Source organism: Pseudomonas sp. St316 (assembly GCF_018325905.1).
Taxonomy (GTDB): Bacteria; Pseudomonadota; Gammaproteobacteria; order Pseudomonadales; family Pseudomonadaceae; genus Aquipseudomonas.
Map to the genome: position 1 here is coordinate 4,553,085 of NZ_AP021901.1, position 21,079 is coordinate 4,574,163.

Below are 21,079 nucleotides of genomic sequence, written 5' to 3' on the forward strand. Positions count from 1 at the left end.
TTATACTGGATATAAATACAGTATTTGGAGAAGCGCAGCATTGCAAGGGCCATCGATCGATTCAATGCGCCCAGAAAGACCCATAGAGACCACGACATAGGCCTGGCCCCAGGAGATGGGCTATAATCGCCTCACCTTCGCCAATGAGATCAAGCGACATGGGCACCGTCAGCCTTGAAGCGAAAAAAGCCTACGCGGCCAGGACTCGTCGTTCCAACTATGCAGCCAGCTTGCGCCTGGAAGGCTTCAAAGTGAGCTTTTCCGAAGACGAACGCAAATTGCCAACGCGTGAAGAGGTCTTGAAGGCCTTCACCCAGACCAGAACCTGATGCCGGACAAATATGGTGTCGGCGAAGACGCCTATTGCTATCCCGGCTCCACCGTCCTGCGCAATAAACTCGACATCCGCGACGAACCCACTTTGAGCGAAGCCGAACAACAACTCTCGGCCATCGCGGCAGATAACGTCGAATTCAGCCCTCCTCCTTACGGCCTGGTCTATCTTCAAGGCATTCATCAGGTGCTCTTTTGCGACTTGTATGAATGGGCCGGACAATTGCGAACCGTTGGAATGGCCAAGCAGGACACGCGTTTCTGCCAGCCGCAATTCATGGAAGCGCAAGCCGGGAAGATCTTCAAAGGCATGGCGGCGCAAAACTGGTTCGAGGGCCTGCGCCGCACTGACTTGATCAGTGCCGTTGCTGAAACTTATTCAGATATCAACGTGGTCCATCCCTTTCGCGAAGGAAATGGCAGGGCCCAACGGATTCTCTTCGAGCATCTCATCATGAATGCCGGTTTTGAGATCAGTTGGTGGGGTATTGAGAAGCAAGAGTGGATCGACGCCAACATCGCGGCCTACCACTGCACCCTTGGCCCCATGCAGCAGGTGTTTGAAAAATGTATTGGCAACCCGCTTCGTCCGTAAGATAGCGGCAACTGATACGAGCCATCCGTGTCTTCACCACTTTCGATCCCCAGAACACTTGCATGAATACGCTAAACACATTCCCCTCCAACCCAGAAGGCCGCGACTTTGTCGTGGGTGACATTCATGGCCATTTCAAACTTCTAAGCGCACTTTTACAGCGTTTGAAGTTCGATGGTGAACGGGATCGCCTTTTCTCCGTCGGCGACCTGATTGACCGCGGCCCTGACTCCGTGGAAGTGCTCGATTGGCTCTCGCAACCCTGGTTTCATGCCGTGCGAGGCAATCACGAACAGATGCTCATCGATGGCGTCTCCGGGAACGGCGACATACCCCGGCACATCCGAAACGGCGGGGCCTGGCTCTATGAACTGGCACCACAACTGCAAAAAGAACTCGCCAAGGCCCTCCAGACGCTGCCGTGGATCATTGAAGTCGACTTACCAGACGGCCAAACCATCGGCATCGTGCACGCCGAAGCCCCACTGACCCAAAAAGGTGACGACTGGCAGCAAGCCAAACAAGCCTTGTCAGGGCAACTGGGAGAAATTTGCCGCCTGCGGGCGTTGAGCATGACGCTGTATGCCAGGGGAAAAATCGAGGAGCAAAACCACGATTCAATCAAGGGCATCCACCGGCTCTACGTCGGTCATTCGACGGTGCCGAACGTCACGCGCCTGGGTAACGTTGTCTATATCGACACCGGCTGTTCCTTTGGGGATGGCGCCTTGAGCCTGGTCGAGCTCAATAGCGAAACCGTCACCTACATGACCATGAGCCAATGACACCAGGCCCAACCAGTCAAGTCGATGGACTCCGCCCTCTCCTACCTTGAAATCGCACCCACCATGTATTGGTTCAGATCGCGCAGATCCTGAACCTTCCAGGCAAACGGTGGCAGCTTCACCCCGTTCTCTCTTAACGTTCTTGGAATCAAGTCGCCATTGGGGCGAAGAATGATCGACGAGACGATAACGCCCGGATAATCCTTCAGTCTTTTCTGAAAAGAAGACGTAGTCAGGTCAGGCGTGGGCGGATTGCTTTTCCTGGCCAAGGGACCTGTGCCCTTGAGATCCGCTCCGTGGCACATGGCACATCGTTGTGAATAGAGATTCCTCCCGTTGGCCGTGTCCGCGGAGGAAAGTAATGGGTGAATGAGCGATAAAATCCCCAGGGAAGCGATGAAGCCTACTTTCATTTTCAACTGTCCTTGTCTTTTCAATCAGAACTGAATCAAGCGTCAATGCCCAGGAACGCAGCGCGAACATTGCGATGTGGCTATATTCCACGTCGTGAATTGGAGAAAGCCATGCACGAGCAACCTGAAACCCAACGACGTCTTCACGAACTGCTGGCGCTCATCGACCAACGTGTAGCGCCGGAAGTGGCCGCAACACTTCGACCACCCGCCGCCAGCGCGGATATTACGCGGATCGAACAGACCCTGGGTGCTCCCCTGCCGCCGAGCCTTTCCCAACTGCTGCTTTGGCATGACGGCCAGGCGTGGAACGCCCCCTTGCGGGAAAGTGACAACCGCCGCCTCCTTGCTACAAGTGAAATTGTTGAAGTGCTTGAGTTTTTTCTCGATCCAGAGGAAGAGTTTCTGGAACCCTGGGGGCGTTATTGGGTGCCGTTCCTGACCAATGATTCTGGCGATTATGTCGTCGTCGATGCCTCGCCAACAGGCAACGGGGAACTCATCGAGTATTGGCACGACTGGGAAAACCGGGATGTGTTGCATCACTCGCTGCTTGAATGGATGGTTGGGTTTGTTGAGGAGTTGGGTTGAAACGACCTGCCGACTCAAGTGAGGGGGCAGCGGTGTAAGATGCCCCAATAGACGTCCATCATCGAGGTTGCCATGTCCGGCATATCCCTGAATCTGCCCGAAGAGCTATCGAACTCTCTCGCCGATCTGGCCAAGAATAACGGCCAAAGTGCGAGCTACTTGGCGATGGATGTTCTTCGCGACTACATCAAGCATGAAAAGGCTCTGACCACTCAAATCGAACTTGCCGTAAAGGAAGCCGATCAAGGCAAATTCGCTACCGATGATCAAGTTGCAGCCATGCGTGCTCGACGCTGGAATCAGAATGCAGGTTGAGTGGCTGGAAAAAGCACTCAAAAACCTGGAGGACGAAGCCAACTATATTGCACTTGAAAACCCCAAGGCTGCTGACGACTTCTGCGAAGCGATCTTCGCCAGCGTAGACAAATTGGCTCAGTTTCCCGAGATGGGCCGAGAAGGACGGGGCAAACTGACGCGGGAATAGGCAGTCCCAAACTGGTCTTATCTGATTCCATATCGCATACACGGTAATCGCCTTCAAATCCTCGGTGTATTTCACACTCGACAGCGTCCCCGCACCCACTGGTGAAATCGGCGCAATATTGCTCTCCCAACACGTCCTGCCCTTCCCTGATAAACTGTGCCATCCGCCTCGCTGATTCAGACTCCCAATGCCCTTACAAACTGTCCCACTGTCCCGTCGCTTCTCCGTGGCCCCGATGATGGATTGGACCGACGCCCACTGTCGCTACTTCCTACGCATCCTCTCCAAACACGCCCTGCTCTACACCGAAATGGTCACCACCGGCGCCTTGCTCAACGGTGACCACGAACGCTTCCTGCGCCACCACTCATCCGAACACCCCCTGGCCCTGCAACTAGGCGGCAGCGTCCCGGCCGACCTGGCTGCCTGCGCCCGTATGGCCCAGGAGCACGGCTACGACGAGGTCAACCTCAACGTCGGCTGCCCCAGCGATCGGGTGCAGAACAATATGATCGGCGCCTGCCTGATGGGGCATCCGGCGTTGGTGGCTGATTGTGTGAAGGCAATGCGCGATGCGGTGTCGATTCCGGTGACGGTCAAGCATCGCATCGGGATCAATGGGCGCGACAGCTACGAGCAGTTGTGTGAGTTCGTCGGGACGGTGCGTGAGGCTGGGTGTACGAGTTTTACCGTGCATGCGCGGATTGCGATTCTGGAGGGGTTGTCGCCCAAGGAGAATCGCGACATCCCGCCGCTGCGTTATGACGTGGCCGCGCGGTTGAAGGCGGATTTTCCAGAGTTGGAGATTGTGCTCAACGGCGGGATCAAGACGCTGGAGGCGTGCCACGAGCATTTGCAGACTTTCGACGGCGTGATGCTGGGGCGCGAGGCCTATCACAACCCGTATCTGCTGGCCGAAGTGGATCAGCAGCTGTTCGGCAGCACCGCGCCGATCATCAGCCGGGCCGAGGCGCTGGCGCAGTTGCGGCCGTATATCGCCGATCACCTGGCCGCTGGCGGGGCGATGCATCACATCACCCGTCACGTGTTGGGGCTGGGCACCGGGTTCCCGGGGGCGCGGCGGTTTCGGCAGTTGTTGTCGGTGGATATTCACAAAACCAAGGATCCGTTGGCGCTGCTGGATCAGGCGGGGCAACTGCTGGAAGGGCGTTAACCGTCACTTGCTTTGAACCTGCGCGCTGTTTTGGCATCGTATCTACCGATACCGCCCCGGCCTTTCAAACAGCCGTTTTCAGGTTGTTGCCGCTGGGGCCCGTCGATACCCCTTCACGCCCTTGAGTGGCTGCCGGCCCTCGGGTAATGTCAACGGACCCATAGGACAGAGCACGCTCATGACTTCCAAGCTGGAACAACTCAAACAATTCACTACCGTCGTGGCCGATACCGGCGACTTCGAAGCCATTGCCCGCGTTAAACCCGTGGATGCCACCACCAACCCTTCCCTGCTGCTCAAGGCTTCGGCCATCCAGGGCTACGCCGAGCTGCTGAACGCCTGTGTCGCGGACTGCAAGGGCGACGTAGGCCTGGCCAGCGACCGTTTTGGCGTGGCGGTTGGGCAAGAGATCCTGAAGGTGATTCCGGGGCGTATTTCCACTGAGGTGGATGCGCGCCTGTCGTTCGACACCGAGGCCATGTTGAAGCGTGCGCATCGCCTGATCGATCTGTATGAAAAAGCCGGTGTTGGCCGGGATCGCGTGCTGATCAAGATCGCCTCCACCTGGGAAGGCATTCGTGCCGCCGAGCAACTGGAGCGCGAAGGCATCCAGTGCAACCTGACCCTGCTGTTCTCCTTCGCCCAGGCCGCGGCCTGCGCCGATGCCGGGGTGTTCCTGATTTCACCGTTCGTGGGCCGTATCTACGACTGGTACAAGAAAGCCAACGGCAACGACTACACCGGCGCCGATGATCCGGGCGTGCAGTCGGTGACGCGCATCTACAACTACTACAAGGCCAATGACTACAAGACCGTGGTCATGGGCGCGAGCTTCCGCAACCTCAACCAGATCGAGCAACTGGCCGGCTGCGACCGTTTGACCATCAGCCCGGAGCTGCTGGAGAAACTCGCCGCCGACGAAGGCAAGCTGGAGCGCAAGCTGGCGCCAGGGCAAGCCGGGGAAGCGCGCTTGAACCTCAATGAAGCGCAGTTCCGCTGGTTGTCCAACGAGGACGCCATGGCGACCGAGAAGCTGGCGGAAGGTATTCGTCAGTTTGCCCGGGACCAGGAGAAGCTGGAAGCGTTGCTGCAAGCCAAGCTTTGAGCTGATTCAGGGATGTAAAAAGGGCGAACCTTGGTGGGTTCGCCCTTTTTTATGTGGCTTGGCCTGAGGGATGTGGCGGATCGATAGACTATCGCGAGCAAGCTCGCTCCCACAGGTGAATGCATTCCAATGTGGGGCGAGCTTGCTCCGGCCGGCGTTCCGACGATGAGGCCGGTCAGCCTAAGCAAAATCCAGGGATCAAGGCCCTTCCAGCGCATTCACCAAGTCATGGAACGCTTCACGATTGGAGTCGTTGAGGCCCATCAGGATCTTGTGGGCTTCGAGCACCTTGATCCGCACTTCTTCCTCGGACTGGTCCTGGTCAGGTAGATCGTCCAGGCATTCCGGACACGGCACAGGGTCGCCCACGATGTTGAACACCTGGTCGAAGCCCATCGATTGCAGCAGACGGGTGATGTCGTTGTGGGTGGTGACGACAGTCGGCAGCAGGCCGACCTTCTGCCGCGACAAGATCGACAGTTTGGCCAGCAGGCCCAATGTGGTGCTGTCGATGCTGCGGGTTTCGGTCAGGTCGATCACGATGGCGTTGAAATTCAACGAGGTGAAGATCCGCTCAATAGTCGCATCCAGCGCCGAACACAGGGTCAGGCGCACTTCACCGACAAACTTCAGGACAAAGGTGCCGTCCTGCTCGGCGAACTGGATTCTACCGGTACTCATCAAAGGTTCCTGCTCAACACTAACAGGGCGATATCATCCGGCATCTCCCCGAGCGTGGCTAATCCAAACACTTGACGCAAGCCTTCCAGGCTGCCGCCCGCTGCACTCACCCGTTCAGGCAAGGCCGCTTCTTTCTCTTTGAGTGTAGGTTCTGTCAAAAGGTCCAAAATGCCATCAGACATCAGCGTCAGACTGAATGTCGGCGGCAATTCCAGTACGTGGTCTTCGTAGGTGGCCTCGTTGAACAAGCCCACCGGCAAACCACGCCCTTCCAGGTAACGCACACTGTCTGGCGTATACAACACAGGCAAAGGCAGGTGACCGCCGATGCTATAGGTCAACAAACCAGTCTCCTCGTCGATGACTCCACCGACCATTGTGACGTGTTTGCCCAGCTTACAACTGATCAGGCCTCGGTTGATATGCCCAAGGACTTCAGAAGGCTTGAACTCTGGCAGAGTGCCATTGCGCTTGGACTCGAACAACAACCGCGTGGTCATGAACTTCAACAGCACCGTGACGAATGCCGAAGAAGCACCATGGCCGGAAACGTCCGCCAGGTAGAACGCCACTCGCCGCTCGTCGACCCGGAAATAATCCACGAAATCGCCCGACAGGTACAACGACGGGATGATCTGGTGGGCAAAACGGAAATCGTCGACGGTCCAGGGGCTGACCGGCAGCATGTTCATCTGCACCTGACGCCCGGCGTTCTGGTCTTCCTGCAACAGGTTCAGGCTGGCTTCCAGCTCGCGGTTGGCGGTTTCCAGCTTCTCGCGGTACCGCTGGTTTTCCACCAACAGCCGCGAACGGTCCAAGGCCCGACGCACCGAGTGCTCGAGTACCGCAAGGTCTTCAAGGGGCTTGATCAGGTAATCCGCCGCGCCCAGGCGCAACGCCTCGACCGCGTCGTTCATCACGCCCGCGCCCGAAACCACGATCACCGGGGTCTGCGAGGAAATCTCGGTGACCTGGCGAATGAGTTCGAGTCCGCCCATCTGCGGCATGCGCAGGTCGCAGATGACCAGGTCGGGCTTGTCTTGCTCGAATACCTGAAGACCCTGTTGGCCATTGCTGGCCTGCAGGACGCTGAAACCACTGTCTTCCAAGTAGGCTGCGAGACTGGCTCGCACCACTTCGTCATCATCGATTATCAGCAGCGTGGCACTGGTTTTTGGCATGTGGGCAAACGGCGCCAGAATTAGGTTGGCGTAGCGGGCTGGGCCGTCTGGCCTTGCACGCACTACTGGATTCGCTTTCTAGCCTCTCTGTCGCACCGGTTTCAGGCCTTTGCCCTACACGCCGTTACATCAGAGGTGCCCTTCTAAGGCGCAGACGGTACTCCCATCCGCGGGGCGTTTCAAGCTCAGGCAGATAGCCGCTTGCCGTCTTCATTTGTCAAAGCACAGAGAGTTATAAGAACCGAGCGAAGCGTAACTCAATGGAAGGATCAAACCTGCTCAAACACGACGCCAACGCACAGAAGGCGGCCTTTTGGGCCGCCTTCGTGGTTCTACAGGTCGAAATTAAAAATCATCTTCGACCTGGCCATCCTTGACCTTGAATTCGCGGTTCTGCAGGTAGGCATTGCGGATGAAGACATACTTGTCGCCGCTCACCATCTTCTCGGCCGACAACAGGCTGGCGCGGGTGTCGACGACGTTCAGGCCTCGAATAGAGTTACGCACCGAGACGTTATCAATATAACGATACGGGGCCGTGTAGTCGTCGACCAGCTTGGCCGGCGCGTCACGCAGGGTGCTTGGCCCCAGCAGCGGCAGCATGACATACGGCCCACTGCCCAGTCCCCAGTAGCCCAGGGTCTGGCCAAAATCTTCATCGCTGCGCTGCAGGCCCATCTGGGTACCCACATCGAAGAAGCCCAGCAGGCCGAAGGTGGTGTTGAAGATCAACCGGGCGGTGTCGACCCCGGCAGCGGCCGGCTTGGCCTGCAGCACGTTGTTGGCCAGGTTGCCCACGTCGCCGATGTTGCGAAACATGTTGTGGACGCCGTCTTCGAGAAATTGCGGCGTCACATATTGATAACCCTGGGCCAGTGGCTTGAGCGCATAGGTATCAAGGGTGTCGTTGAAGGTAAAGATCGGACGGTTGATGCTTTCCCAAGGATCTTCTTCCGTCGCGGCCTGGGTGGCGAACGGAACCAGCAGGACGCTGGCAGACAAACACAGCTGAGCGAGACGATGGCTCCAGCGCATAGGGGAAAACTCCTTGGATTGTTCAAGCAAGGGCGCCGAGCCCAGGCGGTAAGGTGGCTAGTATAAGACGGAACGCGTGGATAGGCAGCACCGAAAAAACAAGTGGGTCGTAGGACGTTTCCATGACAGACACCCTTCACGTCACTGTCACCGGACTGTCATCGAGGCTCTTTAGGCTGCTGGCTATTTCAAGGACGTTCCCATGCCTCGCGCCGAAGCCCTGCCCCTCCCCGCCGCCAGCCTGACCGCCGTACTGTTTGGCCTGAGTGGATGCCTGGTGGATTTCGGCGCGCGCATCCGTCAGCCAGGGGCTGCACCGGTCGAGCATGCGCAGCCAACACCGGACGCCCTTGAGAGCCTGCACCACTTGCAGCGCCAGGAAATCCCCTGCGCCTGGCTCGACGAATTGCCACCTGCCGTCAGCCATGCCTTGGCGGCCTCATTGCCGACGTGGATCAAACCGCCGCAACTTCCAGCAACAAATAATCCTTGGCCGGCGCCACATGCCTGCTGGCAGGCCCTGATGGCGCTGAACGTCCAGCAACTGGACGGTTGCGTGTTGGTCAGTGGCGAACCCCGGTTGCTGCAGTCAGGGCTCAACGCCGGTTTATGGACCATCGGCCTGGCGTCCTGCGGCTCGCTGTGTGGCCTGGCGCCTGACGAATGGCAGGCGCTGAGCCAACAGGAACGGGAAACCAAGCGCGCCAAGGCCACCGTGCAATTGTTTGGCCTGGGGGTGCATTCGGTGATCGATCATTTGGGCGAACTCGACACTTGCCTGGCGGACATCAGCCTGCGCCGACTCAAAGGCGAGAAGCCATGACCGGGATCATGCAGGGAGCGCGAGGGTAGATTACTCTTAAGACAAGCCACGGACTTTTGACGCACTGTCGCGGTCCATGGCTGTGCCTATCAATAAAGGGAGTACGCCAATGCCTGCCCGCGAATTGCAAGAACAGCTCAACAAACTGCGCGAGCAATTGGACCAGAATCCGCCGCTGTCCGAGCCAGAGCGCGAGAATCTGCATCAACTGATGGCTCAGATCGAGGCTGAGATCCAACTGGAAAATCAGCTTCAGGACAGCAACCTGGTGGACGGCGTGAACCTTGCTGTGGAACGTTTTGAGGTTGAACACCCGGGTATTGCGAGCACATTGCGCAATATCATGTTGACCTTGGGCAACATGGGAATCTGAATACCGGATGCAAAAAAGCCCTGCTATCACGAGCGGGGCTTTTTAGTTTCAACCTGAATGCAATCCCTGTGGGAGCGAGCTTGCTCGCGATAGCGGTGTGTCAGCCAACCTGGATGTTGGATGTGCCGCCCTCATCGCGAGCAAGCTCGCTCCCACAAGAGCCCTCCCACAGTTAGGATTTATTGACGGACCAGGCGATGGTTCGGCAACTGGACGTCTTCGGTACTGCGATACGGATTGATATCCAACCCGCCACGACGCACATACCGCGCGTACACCGTCAACTTCTCGGGCTTGAGCAAGCGCTGCAGGTCGAGAAAGATCCGCTCCACGCACTGCTCGTGGAAATCCGAATGCTGGCGGAAGCTGACGATGTAGGCCAGCAGGCTGGCGGGGTCCAGGGCCGCGCCGCGATACTCCACCGCCACGCTGCCCCAGTCTGGCTGGCTGGTCACCGGACAGTTGGACTTGAGCAGATGGCTGTGCAGGCTTTGCTCGACGATGCGCGATTCATCGCAACGCAGCAACTCCGGGCGCGGGTGCGCGTAGGAGTCGACGCTGATGTCCAAATCGTCGATGCACGTACCGGGCAACGCCACGATGCCCTCGCTTTCCACATCCTTGAGATTGCGGATCCGCACACCCACCGCTTTGCCGGCAGCCGCCGACAGGTCCTGGCGCAGGGTCGCTTCCAGGCTCGCGGTATCGGCGAACGGCGTCTGGTTCAAGGAGTTGAGGTACAGCTTGAAGGATTTGGACTCGATGATATTCGGCGAGTCCGCCGGGATCGCGAATTCACCGATGGCCACCACCGGCTTACCGGACGGCAGCAGCCACGACAGCTCGAAGCAGTTCCAGAAATCCACGCCTTTATACGGCAGGGTCTCGGCCGTCAGGCCCAGTTCCGCCCATTTCGCGGTGCGCGGGATCGGGAACAGCAGTGACGGCGTGTACGTGGCGATGTATTCGCTGGATTTGCCCAGCGGCGAATGTTCGGCTGCGGGATGCATGACGGAAACCTGACTGAAGAATCAGCCGATTCTATCAGCCTTTGCCGCAGCCTTTGAGTGCTTACTGACTGACTGTCAGGTCGCCCTTCATTCCAGCCTGGTAATGGCCGGGAATATTGCAGGCAAACTCCAGGCGCGTGGCCTTGCTGAAGGTCCAGGTCAGCTCGGCGGTTTTGCCCGGCTCCACCAACACGCTGTTGGGATCATCGTGGCGCATGCTCGCCTGGTCGTGACCCATGGCGCCATGATCCATCCCCGGCTTCATCGCGGTCGGCATCAACTGGCCGCTCTGCTGCATCTTGAGCATTTCCTGTTGGTGGTCGGCGTGCATGGCAGCGTTGCCCAGGTTGAATTCGTGGAGCAACTGTCCTTTATTGATCAGCACGAACCGAACCGTCTCACCGGCCTTGATATCAAGGGCACCGGGATCGAACGTCATGTCGCCCATCACCACCTCGATGTTGCGACTGGCCTTGGCTGCCGGTGCAGCCTGGCCAAAATCGAAATGCCCCGGCGATGCCCACGAAGGCGCACTGAGGGCCAGTACGCAAGCGGCCAGGATCAAGCGGTTTCCCATCAACATGTCCATACTCCAATCAGTTTCAGCTTGTGGGAAACTCTATCGTTACAGGCCTGCCAGTCGGCTGACAGTTCGATTACAACTTTGTCAGGTTGCGCCACGAGCCCGCCTGCCACGGTATAACGCCCTCGAACCCTGCATTGAGCCGCCCATGAAACTGCTGATCGTCGAAGACCAAACCAAAACCGGCCAATACCTGCGCCAAGGCCTGGGTGAAGCCGGGTTCAACGCCGACCTGGTAGCCGACGGAATCACCGGCCAGCAACTGGCCTTGAGCGGTGAATACGCCTTGCTGATCCTCGACGTGATGTTACCCGGCCGCGATGGTTGGCAGATCCTGCAAGCCGTCCGCGGAGCCGGGCTGGATACACCAGTGCTGTTCCTCACCGCGCGGGATGCGGTACAGGATCGGGTGCACGGCCTGGAACTGGGCGCCGATGATTACCTGGTCAAGCCCTTTGCCTTTTCCGAGTTGCTGGCGCGGGTACGCAGCCTGTTGCGGCGAGGCAGTTCGACGCAACAGGACACCAGCCTGCAGCTGGCCGACTTGCGTCTGGACCTGATCCGCCGCCGCGTCGAACGCAGCGGTCGGCGCATCGACCTCACCGCCAAGGAATTCGCCTTGCTGGAAATGCTTCTGCGCCGCCAGGGCGAAGTGCTGCCCAAATCGCTGATCGCGTCCCAGGTCTGGGACATGAATTTCGACAGTGACACCAACGTCATCGAAGTCGCGATACGGCGCCTGCGACTCAAGATCGACGATGAATTCCCCAGCAAGCTCATCCACACCGTGCGTGGCATGGGTTATGTGCTCGAAGAGCGCAGCCTGTGAGGGGCCAATTGTCGCTGAGTAGCCGCCTGGCACTGCTGTTCGCCGCCTGCACCGCCGTGGTGTCATTGTTCGCCGGGGTCTTGTTCAGCCGTGGCAGCGAGGCGCACTTCATCGAACTGGACCAGCAACTGCTCGAAGGCAAGCTGATCGGCCTGCGCCGGGCCCTGCAAGACCTCGACGCTGAGCAGACCCAGGCGCGCCTGGAAGATGAACTGAGCCGCCAGGCCGACCTGGCACTGCGCATCAAGGGCAGCGATGGGGTTCGCTGGTACGACAGCTCGATCCGGATTCCGGCTCAATTGCCAGAGCGGCCCGGCCTGTCGACCCTCAGCGATGGCGACAACGATTATCGGGTGTTGAACGCCCCGCTGCGTCCCGACCAAGCCAATTCACCGCAATTGACCCTGTTGCTGGACATCACCCACCACCAGCATTTCCTGCAACGCATGCAGCGCCTGATCTGGCTGACCGTCGGTCTCTCGGCCCTGGCCACCGCCCTGCTCGGTGCCTGGGCCGCCCGGCGGGCCTTGCGCCCCTTGCGACGCATGGGCGCCATCGCTGGCAGTGTCTCGGCCCGCTCTCTCAACGCCCGACTTCCCGAAGAGCAAATGCCCGCCGAATTGGCGGAACTGGCCCACAGCATCAACGCCATGCTCGGACGCCTCGACGATGCGTTTCAGCGGCTCTCGGCGTTCTCTGCCGACATCGCCCATGAATTGCGCACGCCGCTGTCGAACCTGCTGACCCACACCCAGGTCACCCTCACCCGCGAACGCCCACTGGAGGATTACCGCGAGGCGTTGCACAGCAATCTCGAAGAGCTGCAATGGATGGCGCAACTGGTCAACGACATGCTGTACCTGGCCAAGGCCGACCACGGCCTGCTGGCGCTCAACCGAGAACCGCTGCAATTGGCCGAAGAGGTGGACGTGCTGCTGGACTTCTTCGCGCCCCTGGCCGAAGACGCCAACGTGCGCCTGAGCCGCGAGGGCAAGAGCCGCATCGAGGGTGACCGCAACATGTTGCGCCGGGCGCTCTCCAACCTGCTGGACAATGCGCTGCGCTTCACCCCCATTGACGGCGAAGTGCGGGTGCGGATTGTCGATGAGGCTCAAGGGGTGAACATCAGCGTGGAAAACAGCGGCGAAGGGATTGCCGCGGACTTGCTGCCGCGCCTGTTCGACCGCTTTTATCGCGCCGACCCGGCTCGCCAGGAGGGCAGCAGCGAACACGCCGGGTTGGGGCTGGCCATTACTCGCTCTATCATCCGCGCCCATGGCGGGCAGATCCGCTGCGAATCGGCCGATGGCTGGACGCGGTTTGTGATTGAGTTGCCGAAAGGTGATTGAGCCCGCCCCCCTGTGGCGAAGGACTTATCTGTGGGAGCAAGGCTTGCCCGCGATGCAGACGGCGCGGTCTGCGGGGGAAACAAGGCGCCTGCATCGCGGGCAAGCCTTGCTCCCACAGACACTTCGCTAAATCCCCTCGCCGCAAGAGTCTTCAGCAAGCCCTTCTGCCACAGAGGTCTGTGTCGTATCAGGAATACCGCAACGCCTGCGCCGGTTCGATCTTCGCCGCACGCCACGCCGGGTACACGGTGGCGAGGAAGCTCAGGATGAACCCGGCCGAGCAGATCAGCACCACGTCCCCACGTTGCAGCTCCGACGGCAGGTTGCTGACGAAGTACACGTCGGAACTGAAGATGTGCTGGCCACTGACCCGTTCCAGCCAGCCCACCAGCGCACTGACGTTCAGCGCCGCGATCACCCCCAGCACGCCGCCAATCAGCGTGCCGACGACGCCAATCACCGTGCCCTGGACCATGAAGATCGCCATGATCTGCCGCGGCGTGGCGCCGATGGTGCGCAGGATCGCGATGTCCGCGCCTTTGTCGTTCACCACCATGATCAAGGTGGCGATGATGTTGAACGCCGCCACCGCGACGATCATCAGCAACAGCAAGCCGATCATGGTTTTTTCCATTTTCATGGCACTGAACAGGCTGCCCTGGGTGTGGGTCCAGTCGTCGGCCTTGTAGGCCGCGCCAAGGCTGGTGGCGATGTCCCCGGAGACCTTCGGTGCCGCGTACAAATCCTTCATCGCCAGGCGCACGCTTTGTACCTGGTTCGGCTGCCAATGCTGCATTTGTGCGGCATCGGCCAAGTGGATCAGTGCCATGGAGCCATCCAGCTCGGCGCCCACCTTGAACACACCCACCACATTCAGCCGCTGCATCCGTGGGGTGATGCCGCCGGGGGCAGTGCTGACTTCCGGTACGATCAGGGTGATTTTGTCGCCGACGTTCAGGCGAAAACGCCGGGCGGTGATTTCGCCGATCACCACGCCAAACTCGCCCGGCTTCAAGGCATCCAAACGCCCCTGGACGATATGCTGGGCAACGATGGACACCTTGCCTTCCTGGGCCGGATCGACGCCGCTGATCTGGATCGGCTGCATCGAACCTTTATAGCTCAGCATCCCTTCCATTTCGGTAAACGGCACGGCAGCGATGACTTCAGGATTTTTCAACGCCGCGGCGGCCACCGGCTGCCAATCGTCGATCGGATTGACGCCAACGAGGGTGGCGTGGGGCACCATGCCGAGGATGCGCGAGCTCATTTCGCGCTGGAAGCCGTTCATCACCGACAACACCACGATCATCGCCAGGACACCCAGGGCGAGGCCGATCATCGAGGTCATGGAGATGAACGAAACAAAGCGATTGCGGCGCTTGGCGCGGGTATAGCGCGTGCCGATAAAGATCGATAACGGTCTGAACATTCGCGGGGCACCGTATAAAAATAAAAGACCCGGCGTGTGTAGCAAACGCCGGGTTTCGGTCGGTCAGATGGGCGTCAGGCAGCCTTCCTGCAAGTGCAGGACGCGGTCCATCTGCCGGGCCAGGTTCATGTCGTGAGTCACCACCAGGAACGCGGTGCGCATCGACGTGCTGAGCTCCAGCATCAAATCCTGGATGCCTTGGGCGGTGTGGGAGTCGAGGTTGCCGGTCGGCTCGTCGAGCATCACCAGGCCAGGCTTGTTGACCAAGGCCCGGGCAATCGCCACGCGCTGGCGTTCACCACCGGACAATTCGGCCGGCTTGTGCTCCAGGCGATGCCCCAGCCCTACCCGCTCCAGCAACGCCGTGGCGCGCTGACGGGCCTCAGGAATCGCCGTGCGACCGATCAACAGCGGCATGCAGACGTTTTCCAGCGCGGTGAACTCGGGCAGCAAATGGTGGAACTGGTAGACGAAGCCCAGGGAACGGTTGCGCAGCAGGCCACGGGCCTTCTCGTTCAGGGCCGAAAGTTCTTCGCCTGCCAGCCAGACACTGCCGGCGGTCGGCGTATCCAGGCCGCCCAGCAGGTTGAGCAAGGTACTTTTGCCCGACCCGGAGGTGCCGACAATCGCCACGCGCTCGCCAGGGTGCAACTCCAGCTGCAAGCCCGACAACACCACCACCGACTCTGGACCTTCCTCGTAGGACTTGCCCAGGTTGCGGCAGCTCAAGATTGCTTTTTCACTCATGCCCAACTCACTCATAACGTAACGCCTCCGCAGGCTGGGTGCGCGCGGCACGCCAGGCAGGATACAGGGTGGCGAGGAAACTCAGGACCAACGCGGCGCCGCAGACCATCAACACGTCATCGGCCTGCAATTGCGATGGCAGGTAGTCGATGAAGTACACGTCGGCGTTGAGAAACTTGTGCCCGATCAAGCCTTCGAGGGCGGCAATCGCGGCACTGACATTCAGCGCGGCGAACATCCCGACCAGGGCGCCGACAACCGTACCGATCACGCCGATGACCGTGCCCTGGACCATGAATATCCGCATGATCTGCCCCGGCGTGGCGCCGAGAGTACGCAGGATCGCGATGTCGCCCTTCTTGTCGTTCACCACCATCACCAGCGTGGAGATGATGTTGAACGCCGCCACGGCAACGATCAGCAACAGCAGCAGGCCGATCATGGCTTTTTCCATGCGGATCGCCTGGTACAGGTTGCCGTGGGTGCGGGTCCAGTCCCGGGCGTAGTAACGGTCTTCGCCGAGCTGCTGGGCGATGGTCCATGCCTGGCGCGGGGCCTGGAACAGGTCGTCGAACTTCAGCCGCAGGCCCTGGACCTGATCCGGCTTCCAGCGATGCAGGCGCGCCAGGTCCTGGAGGTTGGTCACGCCCAGGTAACCGTCCAGCTCGCCGGCGCCGACATGGAAAATGCCAACCACGGTAAAGCGTTTCATGCGCGGGAACATGCCGCCCGGGGTCACGGTGACTTCCGGGGCGACGAAGGTCAGCTTGTCGCCGATGGCAACGCCGAGCTTGGCCGCGGCCTTGTCGCCGATGACGATGCCGAAACTGCCGGGCGCCAGGTCGTCGAGTTTGCCCTGCTGCATGAAGTTATCGATGATCGATACCTGCCGCTCGAGCCCCGGGTCGATGCCGTTGAGCAATACCTTGGATACCTTGCCATCGTTGGTGAGCAGCCCCTGCATCTGGGTGAACGGCGCGACGGCCAGCACCTGCGGGTTCTGCTTGACCTTGGCGGCCAGGCTCGGCCAGTCACTGATGGCTTCGCCGGATTCGAGTGTCGCGTGGGGCACCATGCCCAGCACGCGGGTGCGCATCTCATGGTCGAAGCCGTTCATCACCGAGAGCACGACGATCATCACGACCACGCCAAGGGCCAGCCCGATGATGGACGTCAGGGAAATGAACGATACGAAATGATTGCGACGCTTTGCACGGGTATAACGCGTGCCGATAAATACGAAGAGAGGTCTGAACATGTCGGGGCTTGTTCGGAGGGAAAAGGAACGTCCTTGTGGCGGGGGTCACAAACCAGCTTTACACTCAGACCACCGCCGCTACCATGGGTTCGCCATGTCGACATTAGATGAAGAAGATCGCCGCGAATACTACCGTATCGAGGACACGATCGCACTGGAAATTCGGCCCCTGTCCATTCCTGAAGCTGCTGGCCAGGAAGTGTTGCAGGATGCTTCTCCATTGTTCAATCTGCTCAGTGAATTACACCTGAGCGAATTCGAGTCACAGCACCTGCTGCGCCAGATCAGCGAGCGCGAACGCAGCATCGCGGCGTACCTCAAGGCAATGAACAAACGCATCGACCTGCTCAGCCAGGTCATTGCCCTGACGGTGCTCGGCGAAATCGGCGAACCGCAACCGGTGATCATTTCCGAAGGCGGCGTCGACTTCCAACACCCCACGCCGATAGCGGTCGGCACCCACTTGTCGATCAAACTGGTGCTGATGCCCCAAGCCCTCGGCTTGTTGCTGCGGGCGCGGGTCACCCACTGCGACCCCAAGGGCGACGACTTCGACGTGGGCACTGAGTTCGAACGCCCGACCGACGCCCAGCGCCAGTTGCTGGCCCGCTACATCCTGCAGAAACAGGCGCAAGAACGACGCCTGGCCCGGGAACAGAACGACTCAGGTATCAATAAGGAAGAACCGTGACCCTCATTTATGGCCACCGCGGCGCCAAGGGCGAAGCACCGGAAAATACCCTGACCGGCTTTCAGGAGTGCCTCAAGCACGGCGTACGCCGTTGCGAGCTGGACCTGCATCTTTCGATGGACGGCGAGTTGATGGTGATCCACGACCCGACCCTCAAGCGCACCACCGACCGGCGCGGCAAGGTGGTGGAGCATTCCGCCGACGAACTGGTGACCTACGATGCGCGCAAGGGCGGCCCGGGCTGGATCAAGCCGTGCCCGATCCCGCGCCTGGAAGAGTTGTTCGAAAAGTGTGATTTCGAGCATTGGCAACTGGAGGTCAAGAGCGCCTCGCGCACCCGCGCCGCAGCCACCGTGCTGGGCATCCGCGAAATGGCCCAGCGTTTCGGGCTGCTGGACAAAATCACTATCACGTCCAGCTCCCGGGAAGTGCTAAAAGCGGCCGTGGACCTGACCCCGGACATCTCCCGCGGACTGGTGGCCGAATACGCCTGGCTCGACCCGTTGAAGGTCGCCCAGAGTTACGGCTGCGAGATTCTGGCGCTGAACTGGACCCTGTGCACGCCGGAACGCCTGATCAAGGCGCAGCGCCAGGGGCTGCATGTGTCGGTGTGGACCGTCAACGAGCCCGCGCTGATGCGCAGGCTCGCCGATTTTGGCGCTGACAGCCTGATTACAGACTTTCCCGGTTTGGCCACTGCCACCCTTGGGAAGGGCTGAAATCGGTCTCCCCGGCCGGCTCAGGCCACCGGCCGGAGCCGCTCAAAAAAGCCGGTTTAGCCCGTCATAGGCCGCTACCCGATAGGCTTCGGCCATGGTCGGGTAGTTGAACGTGGTGTTGACGAAGTACTTCAACGTGTTCAGTTCGCCCGGCTGGTTCATGATCGCCTGGCCGATGTGCACGATCTCAGACGCCTGGTAGCCGAAGCAGTGCACGCCCAGCACTTCCAGGGTCTCGCGGTGGAACAGGATCTTCAGCATGCCTTGCGGCTCGCCGGCAATCTGCGCGCGCGCCATGCTCTTGAAGAAAGCCTTGCCCACTTCGTATGGCACCTTGGCCTGGGTCAGCTCCTGTTCGTTCTTTCCGATCGAACTGATCTCCGGGATGGTGTAGATGCCGGTCGGCACGTCGTTGACGAAGCGCCAGCTGCCGTTGTCGACAATGCTGCCGGCGGCCGAACGGCCCTGGTCGTGGGCGGCACTGGCCAGGCTTGGCCAGCCAATCACGTCACCGGCACCGTAGATGTTCGGTACGCAAGTGCGGTAGTTCTCGTCGACTTCGATCTGGCCGCGGCTGTTGACCTTCACGCCGATGTTTTCCAGGCCCAGGGTGTCGGTGTTGCCGGTACGGCCGTTACACCAGAGCAAGGCGTCGGCCTTGATCTTCTTGCCGGACTTGAGGTGCAGGATCACGCCATTATCGACGCCTTCGACGCGGTCGTAGTCTTCGTTGTGGCGCACGGTAATGTTGTTGTTGCTGAAGTGATAGCTCAGGGCCTGGGAGATTTCCGAGTCCAGGAAGCTCAGCAACTGGCCGCGGTTATCCACCAGCTCCACCAGCACACCCAGGCCGCTGAAGATCGAGGCGTATTCGCAACCGATCACGCCAGCACCGTAGACGATGAGCTTACGCGGGGTGTGACCCAGGCTCAGGATGGTGTCGCTATCGTAGATGCGCGCGTGGTTGAAATCGATATCGGCCGGACGATACGGGCGCGAACCGGTGGCGATGATGATGTGCTTGGCCACCAGCTTCTCGACCACGCCATTGCCGCAGACCACTTCAACCGTCTGCTCGTCGGCAAAGCTGCCGGTGCCGAAGAACACATCAACGCGATTACGGGCGTAGTAGCCCGTACGCGAGGCCACTTGCTTGGAAATGACCTTCTCGGCGCTCTTGAGCACGTCCGGGAAGGAGAACCAGCGCGGCTCGCCGATGGCCCGGAACATCGGGTTGGTGTTGAACTGCATGATCTGCCGGACCGAGTGACGCAAGGCCTTGGACGGGATGGTACCCAAGTGGGTGCAGTTGCCGCCGACCTGCCGACGGCTGTCGACCATCGCCACCTTGCGCCCTGCCTTGGCCGCGTTCATTGCCGCGCCTTCCCCCGCCGGGCCGGAGCCCAGTACCACCACGTCGTAGTTGTAGACAGCCATGCGTACTCCTCAGAACAGGCCGCGGTACCACACTGGCACCGACGGCTAAATCATGCCGGCCTGCGGCATGAAGGAACAATTTGGGGCCGGTTCACGCGCCCGGCCACAGTCTATAGAAGCGTCAACGCCGCGCACATTACCCCTTGGTCGCGTCGTAGGCTAGTTTTGCCTGCGCTATTTCGCCACAGGTAGCCTTTCATGACGCTGTCATCATTGGGTTTTTCCGCCAGTCATCCGTTCAAAGGCTTCATTGGTGCGAACGACGAAACGCTCCCCGTCCCGCAACACGAAAAATACCCCGACGCCGTGTTTCTCGGCATAGTCCCAACCCCGCTCAGGACCGAGAATAAGCAACAGCGTCGATAGTCCATCGGCCATTAGCGCCGAAGGATGAATCACCGTGACTGACGCCAGGTTATGCAGGACCGGTGTACCAGTGCGCGCATCAAAGGTGTGGGAATAACGCTTGCCGCCCTGCTCGAAATATTTACGGTAGTCGCCCGAGGTGGAAACCCCGTAGCCGTTGACCTCGATGACACGCTCGGCCACTTGCCGGTCATCCCGCGGCTCTTCCAGGGCAATCCGCCAGGCCGAACCATCGGGTTTGTGCCCGACGGCCTTGAGTTCGCCGGTGGCTTCGGCCAGGTAGCTGTCGATGCCCAGGGCCTGGAGCCTGGCGGCGATGCGGTCGACGGCATAGCCTGCGGCGATACTGTTGAAGTCGACTTCCGCCGCAGCGTCTTTGCACAGCCGGTCGCCGTCGATGCGCAAATGACCATGACCGACGCGCTGGCGCACCAAGGCCAAGGCTTCGACGGTCGGTACTTTTTCTTCGCGAGACTGGGGGCCGAAGCCCCACAGGTTCAGCAGCGGCTCCACGGTCAGGTCAAAGGAGCCGTCGCTTTGAACCGACAACTGCTCACCCACTCGGACCAACTCCAGGACCGAGCCAGGCATGACCTGACAGCTATTGGCCGGCAGTGCATTGAAACGCTCGATGTCCGAGTCGCTGCGATAAGTCGAGAATTGCTGGTCCACTTCGGCGAGGATGCTTTCCACCTCGGCCTGCACCGTTTTCGCAGTGGGCCCGGCGGAATGTCTGACGTACTGAATCGAATAATGACTGCCCATGGTCGGGCCGTCGAAGCGCTCCAGGGTGTCGCCGTTGCCGCAACCCGACAACACGCCGGCCAGCACCACAAGCCCAATCCATCGTCCAGTTAACAAATCTTCATCTCCCCTCAAAACCGCGCCCGCCATTATGAACTCCAGCGCACGCAAAAAACCTGCGGGAGCCAATGGAGCCCTGAGGGAGCAAAGCTTGCTCGCGATGCAGGCGACACGGTTCAACTGCTAAGACCGAGTCATCGTTCATCGCGAGCAAGCTTTGCTCCCTCAGGCCCCAAGGCCCTCATATTCCCACAAGGTTCCTGCAAGGCTCCCACCGGGGC

Annotated in this window: 24 protein-coding genes and 1 pseudogene; 14 read left to right on the forward strand and 11 right to left on the reverse strand. The window is 59.9% G+C overall.

Translation table 11 applies throughout. From position 1 onward, the window contains the following. The first annotated feature begins 158 nt into the window (after positions 1–158). From KI237_RS20290 to KI237_RS20300, 3 genes are all read left to right on the forward strand, one after another. Positions 159–329 (forward strand): YhfG family protein, encoded by a 171-nt coding sequence (locus KI237_RS20290; RefSeq protein ID WP_212796777.1) that lies wholly within the window; start codon positions 159–161, stop codon positions 327–329. Then, positions 329–928: a putative adenosine monophosphate-protein transferase Fic gene (locus KI237_RS20295; RefSeq protein WP_212796778.1), complete on the forward strand. Its 600-nt coding sequence runs from the start codon at positions 329–331 to the stop codon at positions 926–928. The genes KI237_RS20290 and KI237_RS20295 overlap by 1 nt, the downstream gene beginning before the upstream one ends. A gap of 62 nt (positions 929–990) precedes the next feature. Continuing rightward, positions 991–1,713, forward strand: coding sequence for a metallophosphoesterase (locus KI237_RS20300; RefSeq protein ID WP_212796779.1), 723 nt, complete (start codon positions 991–993; stop codon positions 1,711–1,713). Between the two features lie 41 nt (positions 1,714–1,754). Here KI237_RS20300 and KI237_RS20305 read toward each other — a convergent pair whose 3' ends face one another. Beyond that, positions 1,755–2,126 carry a c-type cytochrome gene (locus KI237_RS20305; protein WP_212796780.1) on the reverse strand — a complete coding sequence of 124 codons (372 nt, stop codon included), beginning with the start codon at positions 2,124–2,126 and terminating at the stop codon, positions 1,755–1,757. 111 nt (positions 2,127–2,237) lie between these two features. Between KI237_RS20305 and KI237_RS20310 the strand changes: the two genes are divergently transcribed. From KI237_RS20310 to tal, 5 genes and pseudogenes are all read left to right on the forward strand, one after another. Beyond that, on the forward strand, positions 2,238–2,717 hold the full coding sequence (locus KI237_RS20310) for an SMI1/KNR4 family protein (protein WP_212796781.1): 480 nt from the start codon (positions 2,238–2,240) through the stop codon (positions 2,715–2,717). Positions 2,718–2,789: 72 nt separating this feature from the next. Continuing rightward, positions 2,790–3,032 carry a CopG family ribbon-helix-helix protein gene (locus KI237_RS20315; RefSeq protein ID WP_212796782.1) on the forward strand — a complete coding sequence of 81 codons (243 nt, stop codon included), beginning with the start codon at positions 2,790–2,792 and terminating at the stop codon, positions 3,030–3,032. Beyond that, a pseudogene (locus KI237_RS20320) lies at positions 3,022–3,306 on the forward strand (type II toxin-antitoxin system RelE/ParE family toxin). Before KI237_RS20315 ends, KI237_RS20320 begins: the two are co-directional and overlap by 11 nt. Positions 3,307–3,388: 82 nt before the next feature. Next, a complete protein-coding gene (dusA, locus tag KI237_RS20325) occupies positions 3,389–4,375 on the forward strand; it encodes a tRNA dihydrouridine(20/20a) synthase DusA (RefSeq protein WP_212796783.1) in 987 nt (328 codons plus the stop codon). A 178-nt stretch (positions 4,376–4,553) separates the two neighbouring features. Continuing rightward, positions 4,554–5,480 (forward strand): transaldolase, encoded by a 927-nt coding sequence (gene tal / locus KI237_RS20330; protein WP_212796784.1) that lies wholly within the window; start codon positions 4,554–4,556, stop codon positions 5,478–5,480. Between the two features lie 198 nt (positions 5,481–5,678). Here tal and rssC read toward each other — a convergent pair whose 3' ends face one another. The 3 genes from rssC to KI237_RS20345 form a co-directional block, all read right to left on the reverse strand. Then, positions 5,679–6,161, reverse strand: coding sequence for an anti-sigma factor antagonist RssC (rssC, locus tag KI237_RS20335; protein WP_028237685.1), 483 nt, complete (start codon positions 6,159–6,161; stop codon positions 5,679–5,681). After that, entirely contained in the window at positions 6,161–7,342 is a 1,182-nt protein-coding gene (gene rssB / locus KI237_RS20340) for a two-component system response regulator RssB (RefSeq protein ID WP_053120765.1), read from the reverse strand. The genes rssC and rssB overlap by 1 nt, the downstream gene beginning before the upstream one ends. Before the next feature lie 345 nt (positions 7,343–7,687). Next, the gene (locus tag KI237_RS20345) at positions 7,688–8,377 is read right to left on the reverse strand and encodes an MlaA family lipoprotein (protein WP_212796785.1); all 690 of its coding nucleotides are present in this window, start codon (positions 8,375–8,377) and stop codon (positions 7,688–7,690) included. A gap of 202 nt (positions 8,378–8,579) precedes the next feature. Here KI237_RS20345 and pcrP point away from each other — a divergent pair, with 202 nt between their 5' ends. Together pcrP and KI237_RS20355 are read left to right on the forward strand one after the other, a co-directional pair. After that, positions 8,580–9,200, forward strand: coding sequence for an HAD superfamily inactivated hydrolase PcrP (pcrP, locus tag KI237_RS20350; protein WP_212796786.1), 621 nt, complete (start codon positions 8,580–8,582; stop codon positions 9,198–9,200). 109 nt (positions 9,201–9,309) lie between these two features. Further along, a complete protein-coding gene (locus KI237_RS20355; RefSeq protein WP_212796787.1) occupies positions 9,310–9,573 on the forward strand; it encodes a DUF4404 family protein in 264 nt (87 codons plus the stop codon). 179 nt (positions 9,574–9,752) lie between these two features. On the opposite strand, the gene queF is transcribed toward KI237_RS20355, so the two are convergent. Beyond that, positions 9,753–10,583, reverse strand: a complete 831-nt coding sequence (gene queF / locus KI237_RS20360) for an NADPH-dependent 7-cyano-7-deazaguanine reductase QueF (RefSeq protein ID WP_212796788.1) — start codon at positions 10,581–10,583, stop codon at positions 9,753–9,755. A 61-nt stretch (positions 10,584–10,644) separates the two neighbouring features. After that, on the reverse strand, positions 10,645–11,166 hold the full coding sequence (gene copI, locus KI237_RS20365; RefSeq protein ID WP_212796789.1) for a copper-resistant cuproprotein CopI: 522 nt from the start codon (positions 11,164–11,166) through the stop codon (positions 10,645–10,647). Positions 11,167–11,314: 148 nt separating this feature from the next. On the opposite strand from copI, the gene KI237_RS20370 reads away from it, so the two are divergent. Next, complete coding sequence (locus KI237_RS20370) at positions 11,315–11,995, forward strand: heavy metal response regulator transcription factor (protein ID WP_212796790.1); 681 nt, start codon at positions 11,315–11,317, stop codon at positions 11,993–11,995. Beyond that, the gene (locus KI237_RS20375; protein WP_212796791.1) at positions 11,992–13,344 is read left to right on the forward strand and encodes a heavy metal sensor histidine kinase; all 1,353 of its coding nucleotides are present in this window, start codon (positions 11,992–11,994) and stop codon (positions 13,342–13,344) included. Before KI237_RS20370 ends, KI237_RS20375 begins: the two co-directional genes overlap by 4 nt. A gap of 187 nt (positions 13,345–13,531) precedes the next feature. Here the strand turns inward: KI237_RS20375 and KI237_RS20380 are convergent, their stop codons facing one another. The 3 genes from KI237_RS20380 to KI237_RS20390 form a co-directional block, all read right to left on the reverse strand. Then, positions 13,532–14,776: a lipoprotein-releasing ABC transporter permease subunit gene (locus tag KI237_RS20380; RefSeq protein ID WP_212796792.1), complete on the reverse strand. Its 1,245-nt coding sequence runs from the start codon at positions 14,774–14,776 to the stop codon at positions 13,532–13,534. A 63-nt stretch (positions 14,777–14,839) separates the two neighbouring features. Continuing rightward, positions 14,840–15,523, reverse strand: a complete 684-nt coding sequence (gene lolD, locus KI237_RS20385; RefSeq protein ID WP_162843734.1) for a lipoprotein-releasing ABC transporter ATP-binding protein LolD — start codon at positions 15,521–15,523, stop codon at positions 14,840–14,842. A gap of 7 nt (positions 15,524–15,530) precedes the next feature. Next, positions 15,531–16,781 carry a lipoprotein-releasing ABC transporter permease subunit gene (locus KI237_RS20390; protein ID WP_212796793.1) on the reverse strand — a complete coding sequence of 417 codons (1,251 nt, stop codon included), beginning with the start codon at positions 16,779–16,781 and terminating at the stop codon, positions 15,531–15,533. Positions 16,782–16,875: 94 nt separating this feature from the next. Between KI237_RS20390 and KI237_RS20395 the strand changes: the two genes are divergently transcribed. Then, complete coding sequence (locus KI237_RS20395) at positions 16,876–17,472, forward strand: PilZ domain-containing protein (RefSeq protein WP_212796794.1); 597 nt, start codon at positions 16,876–16,878, stop codon at positions 17,470–17,472. Beyond that, positions 17,469–18,191, forward strand: coding sequence for a glycerophosphodiester phosphodiesterase (locus KI237_RS20400; protein WP_212796795.1), 723 nt, complete (start codon positions 17,469–17,471; stop codon positions 18,189–18,191). Before KI237_RS20395 ends, KI237_RS20400 begins: the two co-directional genes overlap by 4 nt. 42 nt (positions 18,192–18,233) lie before the next feature. Here the strand turns inward: KI237_RS20400 and sthA are convergent, their stop codons facing one another. Continuing rightward, positions 18,234–19,628: a Si-specific NAD(P)(+) transhydrogenase gene (gene sthA, locus KI237_RS20405; RefSeq protein ID WP_003183399.1), complete on the reverse strand. Its 1,395-nt coding sequence runs from the start codon at positions 19,626–19,628 to the stop codon at positions 18,234–18,236. Positions 19,629–19,838: 210 nt separating this feature from the next. Further along, complete coding sequence (locus KI237_RS20410) at positions 19,839–20,888, reverse strand: FAD:protein FMN transferase (RefSeq protein ID WP_249410648.1); 1,050 nt, start codon at positions 20,886–20,888, stop codon at positions 19,839–19,841. Positions 20,889–21,079 lie beyond the last annotated feature (191 nt).